The organism is Streptosporangium sp. NPDC051023, assembly GCF_040689595.1.
In the GTDB taxonomy this organism is placed as follows: Bacteria; Actinomycetota; Actinomycetes; order Streptosporangiales; family Streptosporangiaceae; genus Streptosporangium.
The window spans coordinates 52973-67172 of the sequence record NZ_JBFBCE010000050.1; the positions used below are offsets into that span (position 1 = coordinate 52973).

Annotated in this window: 13 protein-coding genes and 4 pseudogenes; 7 read left to right on the forward strand and 10 right to left on the reverse strand. The window is 69.1% G+C overall.

What is annotated here, in order from left to right:
• The first annotated feature begins 2 nt into the window (after positions 1-2).
• Together AB0395_RS29115 and AB0395_RS29120 are read left to right on the forward strand one after the other, a co-directional pair.
• Complete coding sequence (locus AB0395_RS29115) at positions 3-935, forward strand: hypothetical protein (protein ID WP_366286394.1); 933 nt, start codon at positions 3-5, stop codon at positions 933-935.
• An 84-nt stretch (positions 936-1019) separates the two neighbouring features.
• A pseudogene (locus AB0395_RS29120) lies at positions 1020-1118 on the forward strand (DNA-formamidopyrimidine glycosylase); the annotation flags it as partial.
• Positions 1119-1242: 124 nt separating this feature from the next.
• Here AB0395_RS29120 and AB0395_RS29125 read toward each other — a convergent pair.
• A pseudogene (locus tag AB0395_RS29125) lies at positions 1243-2265 on the reverse strand (MFS transporter); the annotation flags it as partial.
• 91 nt (positions 2266-2356) lie between these two features.
• Here AB0395_RS29125 and AB0395_RS29130 point away from each other — a divergent pair.
• Complete coding sequence (locus tag AB0395_RS29130) at positions 2357-3259, forward strand: LysR family transcriptional regulator (protein ID WP_366286397.1); 903 nt, start codon at positions 2357-2359, stop codon at positions 3257-3259.
• 64 nt (positions 3260-3323) lie between these two features.
• Here AB0395_RS29130 and AB0395_RS29135 read toward each other — a convergent pair whose 3' ends face one another.
• The 5 genes and pseudogenes from AB0395_RS29135 to AB0395_RS29155 form a co-directional block, all read right to left on the reverse strand.
• On the reverse strand, positions 3324-4022 hold the full coding sequence (locus AB0395_RS29135; RefSeq protein WP_366286429.1) for a TetR/AcrR family transcriptional regulator: 699 nt from the start codon (positions 4020-4022) through the stop codon (positions 3324-3326).
• A gap of 161 nt (positions 4023-4183) precedes the next feature.
• On the reverse strand, positions 4184-4453 hold the full coding sequence (locus AB0395_RS29140; protein ID WP_366286437.1) for a hypothetical protein: 270 nt from the start codon (positions 4451-4453) through the stop codon (positions 4184-4186).
• Between the two features lie 30 nt (positions 4454-4483).
• A pseudogene (locus tag AB0395_RS29145) lies at positions 4484-4591 on the reverse strand (hypothetical protein); the annotation flags it as partial.
• 40 nt (positions 4592-4631) lie between these two features.
• Positions 4632-5474: pseudogene (locus AB0395_RS29150) on the reverse strand (ABC transporter ATP-binding protein); the annotation flags it as partial.
• Positions 5474-6169, reverse strand: a complete 696-nt coding sequence (locus tag AB0395_RS29155; RefSeq protein WP_366286431.1) for a siderophore-interacting protein — start codon at positions 6167-6169, stop codon at positions 5474-5476. The pseudogene AB0395_RS29150 and the gene AB0395_RS29155, both read right to left, overlap by 1 nt.
• A 381-nt stretch (positions 6170-6550) precedes the next feature.
• Here AB0395_RS29155 and AB0395_RS29160 point away from each other — a divergent pair, with 381 nt between their 5' ends.
• A complete protein-coding gene (locus tag AB0395_RS29160; RefSeq protein WP_366286400.1) occupies positions 6551-7342 on the forward strand; it encodes an alpha/beta hydrolase in 792 nt (263 codons plus the stop codon).
• Between the two features lie 140 nt (positions 7343-7482).
• On the opposite strand, the gene AB0395_RS29165 is transcribed toward AB0395_RS29160, so the two are convergent.
• The 4 genes from AB0395_RS29165 to AB0395_RS29180 all read right to left on the reverse strand — a co-directional run bounded on the left by AB0395_RS29165 (position 7483) and on the right by AB0395_RS29180 (position 12198).
• The gene (locus AB0395_RS29165) at positions 7483-8664 is read right to left on the reverse strand and encodes an acyl-CoA dehydrogenase family protein (protein WP_366286403.1); all 1182 of its coding nucleotides are present in this window, start codon (positions 8662-8664) and stop codon (positions 7483-7485) included.
• A gap of 78 nt (positions 8665-8742) precedes the next feature.
• Positions 8743-10065: a dihydrolipoamide acetyltransferase family protein gene (locus AB0395_RS29170; RefSeq protein ID WP_366286405.1), complete on the reverse strand. Its 1323-nt coding sequence runs from the start codon at positions 10063-10065 to the stop codon at positions 8743-8745.
• Between the two features lie 46 nt (positions 10066-10111).
• The gene (locus AB0395_RS29175) at positions 10112-11071 is read right to left on the reverse strand and encodes an alpha-ketoacid dehydrogenase subunit beta (RefSeq protein WP_366286434.1); all 960 of its coding nucleotides are present in this window, start codon (positions 11069-11071) and stop codon (positions 10112-10114) included.
• A gap of 8 nt (positions 11072-11079) precedes the next feature.
• Positions 11080-12198, reverse strand: a complete 1119-nt coding sequence (locus AB0395_RS29180; RefSeq protein ID WP_366286408.1) for a thiamine pyrophosphate-dependent enzyme — start codon at positions 12196-12198, stop codon at positions 11080-11082.
• Positions 12199-12363: 165 nt separating this feature from the next.
• Between AB0395_RS29180 and AB0395_RS29185 the strand changes: the two genes are divergently transcribed.
• The 3 genes from AB0395_RS29185 to AB0395_RS29195 all read left to right on the forward strand — a co-directional run bounded on the left by AB0395_RS29185 (position 12364) and on the right by AB0395_RS29195 (position 13878).
• A complete protein-coding gene (locus AB0395_RS29185) occupies positions 12364-12801 on the forward strand; it encodes an Lrp/AsnC family transcriptional regulator (RefSeq protein WP_366286411.1) in 438 nt (145 codons plus the stop codon).
• A gap of 108 nt (positions 12802-12909) precedes the next feature.
• Positions 12910-13317, forward strand: coding sequence for a nuclear transport factor 2 family protein (locus AB0395_RS29190; protein WP_366286414.1), 408 nt, complete (start codon positions 12910-12912; stop codon positions 13315-13317).
• A gap of 72 nt (positions 13318-13389) precedes the next feature.
• Complete coding sequence (locus AB0395_RS29195) at positions 13390-13878, forward strand: hypothetical protein (protein ID WP_366286417.1); 489 nt, start codon at positions 13390-13392, stop codon at positions 13876-13878.
• The last annotated feature ends 322 nt before the right edge of the window (positions 13879-14200 follow it).

The following is a 14200-nucleotide window of genomic DNA, read 5'->3' on the forward strand; positions in this document are numbered from 1 at the left end:
CTGTGAGTCGAACACGCGCTCTGTCTCTCGTGACCGCGCTCCTCGCGCTGCCGCCACTGGCGGTGACCACCGCCGCCGCGAGCCCTGTCACGGACTCCGCCGCCCCCTACTGCTACGACGAACCGTCGCAGCCCAGCGCGGACGTGAGCGACCTCAAGGCGAGGTTCAGTTCCTCGAACTGGATGCAGACCCTCCAGGCGATGTACCGGCGGCGGTGGCCCAGCGGCGAGGCGCTGGCCATCGCCCAGGCCAGGGACCAGTACTGGACCCAGTTCGTGCAGCGGAACAGCTTCGAGGCGTTCGCCGAGTCGATGATGGTGGCGATCCACGAGGAGACCCACATGTGGGATCTCGACCCGTCGCGGACCAGGTGGAACGTGCATATCGCGGCCTGGATCAACGCCTCCCGGCAGGACACGACGGTGCCGTTGTATGACGGCTTCCCCCGCAAGGAGATCCTGCCCCTGATCAAGGACCGGCTCAGCGACTCCATGGACGGCATCTACCTGCGCGACCGGACCCAGGGCGAGTATCACCTCCAAGGCGTGCTGGCGGAGTTGAACGCGGGCCTGACAGGCCTGCCCGCGGTGACGGTGGTCCAGGAGTACATCAAAGGCATCGGGGCCAGTAACGCACGCGACATCGCCGCGACCAACCTGCGCTACCTGCTGCTCTACCTGCGCGTGGCCAAGGACCGCCACCCTGACTACTGGGCAAAGATCAAGAACGAGCCGAAGTTGCGCGAACTGGTCCTGACCCAGTTCCTGCGCACGGCCTACTGGCTGGAGAAGTCGGCGCCCTACACGGGCAAGCTGGGCGGCCCCAACGCCGACAAGATCACCACGACCAACTACGCCCCGGAGAACCTCGCCATCCTGGAGGAGTTCACCGGCAGGAAGGTCCGCACCGACGCCCAGAGACACTGCACCACCTGACGACAGGCCGGCTGCCCGGGAATCGGACCCGCGCCGTCAGCGTGGGAATCGCATGAATCACGGCTGGTGGGGCGGCTGACTCGCGATCTGCCCTGCTCCCGCTGCGGTACCCCGATCAGGGGCGATCCTCCGGCGAACCGGTCGTCCTGCTCCTGCCCGAGATACCGGCGACGGCCGCGCTGACCACGGCGAGCGCCGCTCCCACCCACATCACCGCGGAGATCGACACGCCGTCCACGACTCGACCGCCGACGAACGAGCCGAGCGCGATGGAAACGTTGAAGGCACCGACGAAAAGCGCCGTACCCATTTCGCCGCCGCCCGACCGCATGATCCAGAGTTGCAGCGTCACCCCCACGCCGCCGTAGCCCAGGCCCCACACCACGAGCACGATCAAGGGCAGGCCGATCAGGGGCAGCGCCGCCGTGGAGAGTGCCATCAACACGGCCAGCGTGACCAGGACCGGCTTGGGGTTCCTGGCCGCCCATGCGCCTGCCACGAAGTTGCCGGCCACGCCCGCGGCGCCGTACAGGAGCAGGGCGGTGCTGACGAGGGCGGGACCGGCGTGCGAGACCTGCTCCAGGAACGGCCGGACGTAGGTGTAGGCCGCGAAGTGGCCGGACACGATCAAGGCGGTCAGGACGAGGACGATCTTGAGCGGGCCGGAGAGCGACGCGACCCTCCCTTCCGATGTGCGGGCCGGGGCCTCGTGGGGCAACGGCTCGGACACGGGAGCTCGGGATTCGCCGGGTAGGGGCGGCAGGGTGATGGCCAGCAGCACGAGGAGGGCCAGGGCCAGCACCCCCATGGCGATGAACGCGATCCGCCACCCCGCGAACGACGAGATGAACGTCCCCACGGGCACCCCCAGTACCGATGCCACCGACACCCCGGCCAAGATGATCGACGTGGCCCGCCCGACGGACTTTTCGGGCACCAGCCGCAGGCCGAGTCCGGCGGCGAAGGCCCAGAACCCGCCGATACTTACCCCGGTCAGTAACCGGGCGGCCAGCATGACGGGGTAGTTCGGCGCGAACGCGCCCGCCAGGTTGGCCACCGCCAGCAGCGCTATCAGCCCCAGCAGCGTGACGCGCCGGTCGAGCCGCCGGGTGGTGATCGCCAGCACGGGCGCGGAGACGGCGGCGACCAATCCGGGCGCCGACATCATCAGCCCGGCCGTTCCGTCGGAGACGCCGAGGGTGGCGGCGATCGAGGTCAGCAGGCCAACGGGCAGCATCTCGCTGGTCACGATGGTGAAGGTGCCCACCGCGACCGAGGACACGGCGAGCCAGCGCGCCCGGGGGGCAGCGGAAACATCAGTCATGGTCATGCCAGCCAGCCTTCTGCCGACCACCGGCGGGAACAATGGCGAAGATCGAAGGCTTGGTTTAGGTGGACTAAGCGATCAGAAGGAGGCGAAGGTGGAGTTCAGGGAGCTGGAGTGCTTCATCGTGCTCAGTGAGGAGCTGCACTTCGCGCGTACGGCCGAGCGCCTCTACCTGTCACCTGGTCGGGTGAGTCAGCTCATGCGCTCGCTGGAGACCAGGGTCGGCGGCCGGCTTTTCCACCGGACCAGCAGGCACGTGAGCCTCACACCCCTGGGCGAACGTTTCCTGTCCGACCTGCGCCCCTCCTACGACGGCCTCGCGAACGCGGTCAGCCGGGCCAAGGCGGCCGCCCGCGAGGTGACAGGCGTGATCAGGCTAGGCTTCCTGGCCACGCCCACGGAGGTCGTCACCGGCAGCGTGCGCGCCTTCGAGCGCCGATACCCGGGGTGTGAGGCGGAGCTGGTGGAGATCCCGCTCTCCGATCCCTTCGGGAAGTTGCGGGCCGGGCAGGTGGACATCGCGTTCACGCTGCTCCCGGTGGACGAGCCCGATCTGGCGACGGGTGAAGGGCTGAACCGGGTCTCGTACCAGCTCGGTCTCTCCTCGCGTCACCCGTTGGCCGCCCGTTCGAGCATCGACGTCGAGGAACTGGCCGACGTGTCCCTGATCGGCCTGGACGGCCCGGCTCCGCGCACGTGGCGCGAGCGTATGGCACCGTCCGCCACCCCTTCCGGCCGTCCCATTCGCCTGGCCGGTACGGTGGCCACCAGTCAGGAGGGCTTGACCCAGGTGGCGCTCAACCGAGGCGGCATGCTGTTCTGCACTCCAACGGCGGCTCACCACAGGCGCCCGGACATCAGCTTCGTCCCCGTCACGGGGTTGCCTCCCTCGATCCTCGGCCTGGCTTGGGTGAAGGCGGCGGAGACGGCGGCGATCCGGGCGTTCAACGAGTCGGCCGTCGGGCACGCGCTCGGGGCGGTGGCCCTGGTGGCATAAGACATGACGATCGCGCTGCCCGGGCCTCCAGAACGTGACCTGTGTTTCCGAACCGGTAGGTGGCTCAGTCCTCCCCGGGGCCGGAGCGCGGCAGGCGGGTCGCGGCTCCGTCGAGAAACAGGGCGAGCTTGCTGCGGAACCAGTCGTAGGGATCGCCGTCGATGACGGCGCCCAGGACGGCGGCGAACGGGGCCGCCTCTGGGGCGGCGTGCTCGCCCGACCAGGACTCGCGCATCTGGTCGATCCCGGTCGTCCGCTCCCCGGACGCGGTGTCACGCTCACGGACGAGGCGTTCCCAGCCCGTGTAGACGTCGGTGGCCAGGTCGGTGAGGGTGTCCACGACGAGCACCGCGTCCCTGGGGGTGAAGCCCATGCCGGTCAGTTCGTGGGCGGTGGCGTAGAAGATCCTGGTCACGCTGGGCGGGGTGCGGGGCAGGTCGTGGATGAGACCGGCCATGCCCGGGTGCGCGGCGAGCAGGCCCCAGATGACGTGGGCGGTCTCCTCCAGGTAGGCGCGCCAGTCTTTTCCGGGGACCGGCCAGTCGGCACGCTGGACGGCCAGGTCCATCGCGGCGATCACCAGGTCGTCACGGCTGGGAACGCGCCGGTAGAGCGAGGAGTGTTTGACGCCGAGCCGGTCGGCCACCGAGGACATGGTGAGGTTCCGGAAGCCCACAGCCAGTGCGGCCTCGGCGATGTCGTCGAGGCTGAAACCGGGACGGCGTCCCGGGCGGAGACCGGGGCGGGCGGGCGTGGCGCTCATGCCTCCATCATCCCGTCCCCGGTCCTGCGTTCTCACAGGCCGCTTCCGGCCGCGGATCCGGGGATCGGGTCCGCTCGGAGACCACCGCCTCCGGGAGGCCGGAACCGATCCCGGAGGGCGACACCGGGCCTCATCAGGTCTCCGGGAAAACGCGCGCCGCCTCAGGTTGGCAGCAGGCGCCAGCCGGCGGCGCGGCTGCGTTCCCGCCAGAACGCCGCGTACCTGCCGTTCAGGGCCAGCAGAGTGGTGTGGTCGCCGGACTCGGCGACGCGGCCGCCGTCCAGGACCACGATCTGGTCGGCGGCCACGACCGTGGAGAGCCGGTGGGCGATCACCAGGAGGGTCTTGTCCTCGGTGAGGGCGCGCAGGGCCTCGGTGACGGCGAACTCGTTGTCCGGGTCGAGCGCGGCCGTGGCCTCGTCCAGGAGCACGATGGGGGCGTCCTTCAGGATCGCGCGGGCGATGGAGACGCGCTGGCGTTCGCCGCCCGACAGGGTCGCGCCGCTCTCGCCGACCCTGGTGGCCCAGCCGTCGGGTAGCCGCTCGACGATCTCGTCGACGCGTGCCAGCCGCGGCGCGCCGTACCTCCTCGTCCGTCGCCTCCGGCCGCCCGAGCCCGATGTTCTCCTCGCTGCTGTCGTCGAAGAGGTAGACGTCCTGGAAGACCAGCGACAGGCGCGACATCAGGTTCTCGGTCGAGAGGTCACGTACGTCGTGGCCGTCCACCCTGACGGTGCCCGAGTCGACGTCGAAGAAGCGGGCGATGAGCCGGGTGACGGTGGTCTTACCCGAGCCGGAGGGGCCGACCAGGGCGGTCATGGTGCGTGGCGGGATCCTCAGCGACACCTCCTGCAGCACGGGCGAGCCGCCATAGCCGAAGGAGACGTGGTCCAGTTCGACCGCGGGCGCTCCCACGAGGGCTTGTCGTGCCGTATCGGCCGGTTCCGGCAGGGGCGGGGTGGCGAGGATCTCGGTGAAGCGGGCCAGGTTGTTGCGGCCGATCCGGACCGCGCCGCCCAGCTCGGCGGCCAGGACCAGCGGCTCGGTGAACCGGGTGGCCAGCGCGAGCAGGGCGATAAGCTCCGCGGGACCGAGCGAGCCGCCCAGCACCAGGTAGGTGCCGAAGGCGAGCAGCACGGTGTAGGCGCTCTGCACGGCCATGATGCCGCGGCGCAGCCTCAGCTGCAGGTCGACGTCGGCCAGGTGTGTCACGGTGGCGGCGACCCCCGCCGCGAGGGTCCGCAGCGCGAGACCCGCGGCGGCCAGCACGACGATCGTCCACGCCCTGCCCCTGTCGGCGGGTTCCGCGCCCAGCAGTTCCCTGGCCAGTTCGGCGACCATGATGTACGGGACCAGGGACGCGGCGGACGCGACGGCCTGTAGCCCCGCCGCGACCATCAGATGTGCGCGCACCGGGGCGAGCAGGACCCCCAGGTTTCCCTTCCTCGCCATCACAACCCCCGCTTCCCGGTCGCCCAGTACGGCTTGGTGACGACGTTCCTGCGCCGCATGCCGACCGCGTCCGAGCAGAGCCGGGCGCGCAGTGCCTGGATGGTCTGGGCGTGCCCGGCCAGGTAGGCGGCGTCGGGGCGGGCGGTCATGCCCGTCTCCATCCAGCGTGCGAGCGCCTCACCTGGCCGTTCGGTGGCCCTGACCACCTCGATGCGGGGCAGCAGTTCCCCGGCCGCGTCCATGTCCCGTTCGGGGACCTCGACGGCCCCCGCCACCTCGGCGTCCGCGCCGAGTGCCGCAATCAGCACGTCGAACAGTCCGACCGTGGTCCCGTCGCCCGCGAACAGGTGCGAGGACCCCTCCCTGAGCCACGCCCTCGAACCCGGCCCGAGGACCAGCACATCGTCTCCGACCGCCAGCCGGCTTGCCCACAGGCTGCCCGGCCCCTCGCCGTGCAACTGGAACAGCACCTCGATCCAGCCCTCGTGCTCGTCGAAGGCCGAAGGGGTGTAGTGACGCAGCTCCCGCTCTCCCACCCGGAACTCGATCTCGCATCCGGGACGCCACGCCCTTCCCCGCAGGGCGTCCCCGGAGAATCCCACCTTGAGCAGCCCGGGAGACAGTCTCACAACCTTGGTGACCGTCGTCGGGCGTCCCATCCACCGTGTCATCGGATCCGCCAGCAGGGCGGGCATCGTCGGCACACTTACTCCTTAATTAGGTAAGCCTTACCTATATGCGACAGGATGTTGCAATCAGAGTTCCCTCGTCAAGGGGGCAGTTCCCGAGGCCGGTCGGAGCGTTGCCGGGCTGCCTTCGGCGCACGCAGACCCTTTTCGATGCTTGCCGCAGAGCCGGTCTCGGTGGCCGGACACCCCGTCAAAGGGGTCGAGAAGATCGTTGGTAGCCGTGGTTCCCCGCCTGTTCTGGCACGCATCTGGCACGCGGGCCATGGTGTGACGCCCTCGGCATGCGGCGAAGACGCCGTTGTCCAGCAGGAAAAGCAGTGGCTACGACTGCGCCCAGCTGTTACGAAGAGCGGCGTACAGGAGCGTGGGTGAAAGGTGGCGGGCAACGTGGGCGCGATCAGGAAACTCGTGATCGGCGATGTGTCGATCGTGGCGGAAGACCATGGTGGGCGCGGTAGGGACGTGCTTCTTCTGCATGGTGGTGGGCGGACACGCGGGGATTGGGATGTCTTCGCGGGGCTTCTCGTGAGCGCCGGGTTTCGGCCGGTGTCCATGGATCTACGTGGCCACGGTGAGTCGAGTGCGGCGCCGTGGTCGTGGCGGGAAGTGCTGGTGGATGTCGCTGCCGTGGTGGAGGAGTTCGGACTTCACCGGCCTGTGATCATCGGGCATTCTTTGGGAGGTATGGTCGCCGTGCTGTGGGCTGGGGAGCATCCGGAGTGTCCCCTCGCGGTCAACCTCGATGGTCACGGCAATCCGACACGACCTGGGCAGTTCCTTGGTCTGGACGAGCTGTCGGCGGCGCGTGCATGCCAGGAGATGACCTCGTTTCTGGGCGAGATGGGGCGAGGGCTCTCCGAGTCATTCCTTCAGGTCATGCGTGAGATAGACGCTCTCGATCTCTTCTCCGCCTATCGCTCTGCGCGTTGTCCGCTACTGATCGTCAGTGGTGATGGGATGGCCTTCGCGAGTATGTTCCCCGAACATCTCGTCCCTGCCTGGAATGCATACTGCGCGTGGGTTGAGCACGAGTTGAAGGCGGTCGTGCGAGAGGCGCCGTCGGTGCGAACAGTGTCTTTGCCCACCGGACATGATCCACATCGTGAAGACCCGGAAGGGCTGGTGCGTCTCCTGCTCGAAGACCTCGCTCGGGGTAATGGTGGATCGTGGAGTGGGTGACGGGAACCAGGCCGGACAGGTAAGAGGGTTCTCACCTGCGGGGGTGTCTTTCAGGCTGGTCACGCCCACCGGGTTGAGCCGGGTTCTGAGACGTTTCGCCGGCTCGTGTCGGTCCGGTGTGCCCGCGTGGGCACACCGAGTCAGACCCGGGTGATCGCGCCGGCGTTGTCGCGGTCAAGGTGCCGTCCGATGACCATGCGCTGGATCTGGTTGGTGCCCTCGAAGATCTGCATGACCTTGGCCTCGCGCATGTAGCGCTCCACGGGGAACTCCCGGGTGTAGCCCGCACCCCCGAGAACCTGGACGGCGTCCGTGGTCACCTTCATCGCGTTGTCAGTCGCCACGAGCTTGGCGATCGACGCCTCGCGGCTGAACGGGAGATCAGCGTCCTTGAGCCGTGCCGCGTGCAGCAATGTCGCACGCGCAGCGACGACGGCGGCCTCCATGTCGGCAAGGATGAAGCCGAGTCCCTGGTGGTCGATGATCCGCCGTCCGAAGGTGTGGCGCTGCTGGGCGTAGGCGAGAGCGGCGTCGAGAGCACCTTGGGCGAGACCGGTCGCGACCGCGGCGATGCCGAGCCGGCCCGCGTCGAGTCCGGCGAGGGCGATCTTGAGGCCGTCACCCTCCGCGCCCAGCCGCCGCTCCATCGGCACTCGGACCCCTTCGAGCCGCAGGGCGGCGGTGGTCGAGCCGGTGAGGCCCATCTTTCGCTCCGGTACGTCCGAGACCAGGCCGGGCGTATCCGCGGGGACGAGGAAACAGGAGATACCGTGGCGGTCGCCCTGGGCGCCACTGGTGCGCGCCATGATCTTGTAGAAGTCAGCCTGGCCACCGTGGGTGACCCAGGCCTTGGCGCCGTTGAGCACATAGCCGTCGCCGTCGCCGTCGCCGCGGGCCGTCGCGGTCATGGCTGCGGGGTCTGAGCCGGCGTGCGCCTCGGAGAGGCAGTAGGCGCCGAGGAGCTCGCCACCGAGCATCTCGGGCAGCCAGCGCTGTTGTTGCTCCGGAGTGCCGCGCGTCGCGAGACCGAAGCAGGACAGCGCGTGGACGGAGACGCCGACACCGACCGAGGCCCACACCGCTCCGATCTCCTCCAGCACCTGGAGGTAGACCTCGTACGGGAGACCGGACCCGCCGAGTTCCTCCGGGTAGGGCAGGCCGAGGATGCCGACCTCGCCGAGCATGCGGAAGACATCGCGGGGGAATTCCTCGTCGGCCTCGGCCTGTGCCGCTCGGGGCGCGAGTTCGTCGGCGGCGATCGTGCGGACGAGCTGGATCAGGTCAGCATGTTCAGCTGAGCGGAAGGTACGTCGGGCCGGCATCGGCGGTTCTCCTGGAGTGCTGGGGGCGGTGGGTGGCGACGGCGTGGTCGAAGAACTGTTCGGCAACCTGGTTCGTCATCACAGCACCGCCAGTGCGGGCTCGGCGAGCAGGGCGGCGGTGTCGGCGAGGACCTGGGAGCCCTCGGCGCCGTCGAGCACGCGGTGGTCGAAGGAGAGCGCGAGCTGGAGGATCGAGCGGGGCTCGATCCTCTCGCCCGCGGCGTCTTCGACGACCCAGGGCTGCCGACGGATGGCGCCGACGGCCAGGATCGCCGTCTCGCCCGGATTGAGGATGGGGGTGCCGGTGTCGATGCCGAAGACGCCGACGTTGGTGATGGTCGTCGATCCGCCCGCCATCGCCTCCGGCGTGGTCTTTCCGGCGCGGGCGGTGGCGGCGAGCTCATTGATCGCGCCGGCGAGGTCGAGCAGGCCGAGGGTGTGCGCGTTCTTGATGTTCGGCACCATCAGGCCACGTGGAGTGGCGACGGCGAAGCCGAGGTTGATGCCGGCGGGGACGACAATCTCCTGGGCGGCCTCGTCCCAGCGCGCGGTCGCCATCGGGATCCGGGCCAGGGCGCGGAGGTAGGCGCGGGCGACGAACGCCAAGGGCGTGAGCTTGGTGTCGCGGAACTCGCGGCGTCGCTGGACCAGCTCACGCAGCTCCAGGGTCTTCGTCACGTCGACGGTGACGAACTCGGTCACGTGCGGTGCGGTGAAGGCGGAGGCGACCATCGCGGCCGCGGTGTGCTTGCGCACCCCCTTGATCGGGATCCGGGTCTCCGAGCCGATGGCTACGGCCGGGGCCGAGGCCGGGTCCGCCGACGCGGGCCGGCCGCCGGGCGTAGCCATCGGCTCGGAAGCACGCAGCACGTCGGCACGTACGACGGTCCCGTCCGGGCCGGTCGGCTCGACCGTGGCGAGGTCCACCCCGAGGACCTTCGCCAGCTTGCGGACCGGAGGCTTGGCCCGCGGCTTGTCCCGGCCGGGAGCGGCGGGAGGCGTGACCGCAGGGGCAGCCGCGCCGCTTGGGGCGGTGCCACGGCGGCGCCGGCTGTGGCCGGCGTCCCTGGCGCCGTAGCCCACCAGCAGCTTGGGCTCCGGCCCGCCGGCCTCGCCCTCGGCAGGATCGGCCGGAGCGGCTACCTGTGCGTCGGCGGTGCGGATGGCGATGATCGGCGAGCCAACGGCCACGACCTCGCCCTCGGTGGCGAGTAGCTCGACGACCTTGCCGGCGTACGGCGAGGGCAGCTCGACCACGGACTTGGCGGTCTCGATGTCGACGATGATCTGGTTGACGGTGACTGTGTCGCCGACGGCGACGCGCCAGGTGACGATGTCGGCCTCTGTGAGGCCCTCACCGACATCGGGCAGCAGAAAGGTCTGTGCGGTCGTGGTGGTCAAGGTGTGCTCCGGCGGGCAGAACGGATGGGGCCGTCTCGGGATGGCGTCAGTGGCTCAGGCTGAGGTCGCAGGTCTCGAGGATCCGGTCGACGTTCGGCAGCCAGTCCTCCTCGAGGCGGCTCGCCGGATACGGCGTGTCGTAGCCGGTGACCCGCAGGATCGGCGCCTCGAGCTCGTAGAACGCCTGGGCCTGCACTCGGGCGGCGAGCTCGCCGCCGATGCCGCAGGTCTGGGAGGCTTCGTGGGCGATGACGAGGCGGCCGGTCCGTCGTACGGACTCGACGACTGTGGCGTCGTCGATGGGCGAGAGCGAGCGCAGGTCGATGACCTCGATGTCGTGCCCCTCCTCCGCCAGTATCCCGGCGGCCTTGGTCGCGATCGGCACCAGAGCGCCGTAGGTGACCAGGCTCAGGGCGTTCCCGGGCCGCACGATCCGGGCGCGCTCCATGTCGACCGACGGGGCTGACGGGTCGACGTCGCCCTTGGACCAGTAGGACCGCTTGGGCTCGAGGAAGATGACCGGGTCATTGCACCGGATCGCCTGGCCGAGCAAGTCGTAGGCCTCCTGTGCGTTGGACGGGCAGAGCACGCGCAGTCCGGGGGTGTGCGCGAAGTAGGCCTCGGGCGACTCGCTGTGGTGCTCGATCGCACCGATGCCGCCGCCGACGGGGATGCGGATGACGATGGGGAGCGAGATCTGCCCCTCGGAGCGGTGGCGGTACTTCGCGAGCTGGGTGACGATCTGGTTCATCGCCGGGAAGACGAAGCCGTCGAACTGGATCTCGCACACCGGCCGGTACCCGGCCAAGGCAAGACCGATCGCGCTGCCGACGATGCCGGCCTCGCCCAGGGGGGAGGTGACGACGCGGTCGTCGCCGAAGTCCTTCTGCAGGCCGTCGGTGACGCGGAAGACGCCGCCGAGCCGGCCGATGTCCTCGCCGATGAGGAGTACCTTGTCGTCGGCCTTCATCGCGTCGCGCAGGCTCGCGTTGAGGGCGTGCGCCATCGCGGTGCTCACGAGTGCTCTCCTTCGGCTGCGGCCACGAAGGCTAGGTGCTCGTCCATCTGCCGCTTAAGGTCGCGCGGCATGCTCTCAAGGGTGTGGAGGAACGGGTCGCCCGCCGCAGGCACGGGGAGGGCCCGGCAGCCGCTGCGTAGACGCTCGGCCAGTTCCTCCTCCTCGCGGGCCAGGTCGGCCAGGAACGCCTCGTCGATCTGCGACGAGTGGTCACCGCTGGTCAGGAGGGCACGGAGCCGGTCGATCGGGTCACGGGTGGCCCACTCGTCGTTCTCCGAGCCCGCCCGATAGCGCAGGTCGTCGTCCGACGTGGTGTGCGGGTTCCGGCGGTAGGTGACCGCCTCGATCAGGGTTGGGCCGCCACCGTCGCGGGCGTTCGCAAGCGCCGCCTGGGTCACTGCGTGGCAGGCGATGACGTCGTTGCCGTCGACCCGCACACCCGGGAAGCCGAAGCCCCGGGCGCGTTCGGCCGCCGGAACGCGGCTCTGCACGGAGAAGGGCGCCGAGATCGCCCACTGGTTGTTCTGGCAGAAGAACACCACCGGCAGGTTCTGCGCGGCGGCCCACACGAACGCCTCGTTGGTCTCGCCCTCGCTGAGCGCTCCATCGCCGAGGAAGACCAGCACGGCTCGGTCCCGGTCGGGGTCGCCAGTGCCGACGTCGCCGTCACGGACGATGCCCATCGCGTAGCCGACGGCATGCAGGGTCTGGGCGCCGATGACCAGGGTGTACAGGGTGAAGTTGCGCTCCCGTGGGTCCCAGCCGCCCATCGTGGTGCCGCGGAAGAGCCCCAACAGCTGGACCGGGTCGACGCCGAAACACCAGGCCACCGCGTGCTCGCGGTAAGTAGGAAACACCACATCCTGCACCCGCAGCGCGGAACCCGCGCCGACCTGGGCACCCTCCTGGCCCAGCATCGAGGGCCACAGCCCGAGCTCACCCTGCCGCTGTAGCGCGATCGCCTCGGTATCGACGCGGCGGGCCAGGACCATGTCGCGATAGGCGGCCTGCAGGTCCAGGGCGTCGGTGCCGGACGGGATGCGATCGTCCTGGCGCAGCCTGCCCGCTGCGTCGAGGACCGACCAAGGCTCGGTCGTTGGAGTCGCGGAGGTCATGGTGCTCCTTGAATCGTCGTACGGGGCACTCTCGCAACAGCTGAATCCCGGACGCAATCAATGAGCGCAAGATACGCGTAAGACGCTGATATTGTGCGCCTATACCAGTGCAACCCTCATGAATCACACGCAGCGCGGCATATTCTTTCGCCCCAAGGAGGCGTGATGGACAGTATCGACCGACAGATCTTGGACCTTCTCCGCACGAACGCGCGCATGCCGGTCAGCGAGATCGCGCGACGCGTCGGCCTGTCCGGAGCTCCCGTCTCGCGGCGCATCGAGCGACTGGAGGCGGACGGGGTCATCCAGGGCTACGTCGCGCTCGTCAGCGAAACAGCGGTGGGCGAACTCGACGCCTTCACCGAGATCCGCCTCACAGGGGACACCGACACCCGGGAGATCGAGGAGATCGCACGCCAGGTCCCGGAGGTCCAGCAGTACTACACGATCGCCGGCGACCCAGACGCCCTCGTGCGGTTCCGGGTCCGGAACGTCGAGCACCTGCAGCAGGTCGTCAACGCCATCCGGCGCACGGGGATCGTGGCCGGGACCAAGACGCTCATCGTCATGTCGGCGTGGGACCGCACCCGCACACTGGACTGAGGGCGCGGCTGGGCGGCCCGGTCACGTACCACCGGCCCGCCTGGAGAGTATGGGTAGCATCTGGCGTGCGAGCCTGCGATATTCCTTTTGATCATGAGGGGCTAATGGGTGAACGGCGCAATTGATCCTGAAGCCGATATCCGGGCTCGGCTTCAGGAGCATTGGGAGGCCTCCGAACGCGGAGACGTCGACGCTGAGCACGCGATCTACGCTGCAGACGCGATCCTGGACTACCCGCAGTCGGGCGAGCGCTTCAGAGGCCGGTCAAGGATCCAAGCGCAACGCGGCGGGCACCCGGCCGAACGCCACTTCACCATTCGCCGAATCCTGGGCGGCGGCGACCTTTGGGTGAGCGAATGCGTGATCACCTATGACGGCGTGCCCACATACTCGCTCAGCGTGATGGAGATCACCGATGGTCTGGTGACGCACGAAACCCAGTACTTCGCCGACCCCTTCCCCGCGCCTCCCGGGCGCGCTGCGCTGGCTGAGCCGATTCCGGTCCGTGATCAATGAGCCGATTGAGCTACCGCTAAATCCTGCACTCGCCATCCGGAGTCCTGGTCGGCACGGCTACGATTCATGATCGTGTCGATGTGGTTGAACCTGGTGAAGGTCGATGCCGGGCTGCTGGAGGCCGTACGGGCGGACCCCGCCCTGATCGGTGCGATCGTCTTCGACGACGGACAGGCGCCCGTCGGCTTCCGGCGGGAGACCGACGTGTTCGGAGACGACTACCGGACGCTCGGCGCCGTCGCGGAGGGCAGGGCTGAGGCTGAGCATGGGACCACGCGATGGAGAGGGTGCTATCCCTGGCTCGCCGCGGCGACCGGCGAGGACGGTGAGAACGACGTGGAGGGATACGAGTCCGGCTACGGCCCGGCCTTCATCCTCGATCCCGGCCAGGTGGCGGTGGTCGCGCAAGGCCTGATGGGCGAGGGCTGGGGGTTCGGCGCTGCCCGGCCGGATGCGGCGGGTGGCACCCATGAGGGGGGCTACGAGGGATTCGAGGACCTCGGACCGTTCTACGCGGCGGCGGCGCGAGAGGGCAGGGCGGTCGTGGGCGGGGTGAGCTGACCCCCGCTGATGGGCTGTCACCTGCTGAAACTCAGAGGAAGTACACGTAGAAACGGTAGCCGTCCCGCCATGTGACCGGGCTGTCCTCGTAGCGGAAGATCTCCGTTCCGTTCACTCCAGCGTCGATTCCTAGACGTTGATCACCAGATGATCCCGATGACAGCCTGTGCGCGGTGCCGGGGGAAATGACCCCGCACCATCTCATCGCTGTTTCGAAAGGTAGTAAACTCATGCGTTCCCTTGCTCTGTCCGCCGCCGTGCTTTCCACGGTCGCGGCCTTCAGCATGGCCCTCGCGCCCGCCGCAGTCGCCGCCCCGTCCCC

Bases quoted from the DNA above. Each gene is read 5' to 3' on its own strand.
- AB0395_RS29165 (WP_366286403.1), bottom strand. From the start codon at position 8,664: ATGCCGGCCCGACGTACCTTCCGCTCAGCTGAACATGCTGACCTGATC.
- AB0395_RS29175 (WP_366286434.1), bottom strand. From the start codon at position 11,071: ATGGCGCACGCCCTCAACGCGAGCCTGCGCGACGCGATGAAGGCCGAC.
- AB0395_RS29185 (WP_366286411.1), top strand. From the start codon at position 12,364: ATGGACAGTATCGACCGACAGATCTTGGACCTTCTCCGCACGAACGCG.
- AB0395_RS29155 (WP_366286431.1), bottom strand. From the start codon at position 6,169: ATGCCCGCCCTGCTGGCGGATCCGATGACACGGTGGATGGGACGCCCG.
- AB0395_RS29180 (WP_366286408.1), bottom strand. From the start codon at position 12,198: ATGACCTCCGCGACTCCAACGACCGAGCCTTGGTCGGTCCTCGACGCA.
- AB0395_RS29135 (WP_366286429.1), bottom strand. From the start codon at position 4,022: ATGAGCGCCACGCCCGCCCGCCCCGGTCTCCGCCCGGGACGCCGTCCC.